A 536-nucleotide genomic window follows, 5' to 3' on the forward strand; every position below is an offset into this window, starting at 1 on the left:
GACCCCCTCGTGGGGGGCATCGTCGACGGCCGCAACCGGGTCGTCGAGCGTGCGTATCGCGGGACCTGCTCGGTGGACTCCCAGAACGTGCCCCTGGTGCAGGCCGGCTCGAGGCAGAACCAGCGCCGCTTGGCCCACACCACCTCTATCGCCCCAGCAATCGGGACGTCCCGAATCTGCTGGTCCCGGCGGGAGTGGACCTTCGTCGCGAGCACCCCGCAAGCGGGGCAGCCCGGCGGAACGGTCGAGGCGATCACCACCCGCCGGCCCCCGTCGGGCTGGCCGAACGCGTCGATGACGCGATAGTTGGGCAGGTTGAAGATCGCGCTCGCAGCATCGCGCTGCGAACCAGTACTCTCGTGCACAGGCACGTGGTCCTCTGGAATGTGGATGTCTTGACAACACCCATCACAGCAGGACCACGAGCCGTCTTACGCCAGCGACGCGACGCTCCCCATCACCACGAACCGTGAAGAGCCCGATTAACGCCTTGTCCGCCGCTGACATCGCCGCGGCCGTCACCGAGGCCGACCGCT

1 protein-coding gene is annotated in these 536 nt (G+C 68.1%); it reads right to left on the minus strand.

Going from position 1 to position 536, the window contains the following annotated elements:
• On the minus strand, nucleotides 1–371 hold a 371-nt coding region (locus tag KVS67_RS11600; RefSeq protein WP_368669061.1), incomplete at its 3' end, for a transposase family protein.
• Nucleotides 372–536: the final 165 nt, after the last annotated feature.

Origin of the sequence: Micrococcus sp. GbtcB5, assembly GCF_019091605.1 — a bacterium.
In the GTDB taxonomy this organism is placed as follows: domain Bacteria; phylum Actinomycetota; class Actinomycetes; order Actinomycetales; family Micrococcaceae; genus Micrococcus; species Micrococcus luteus.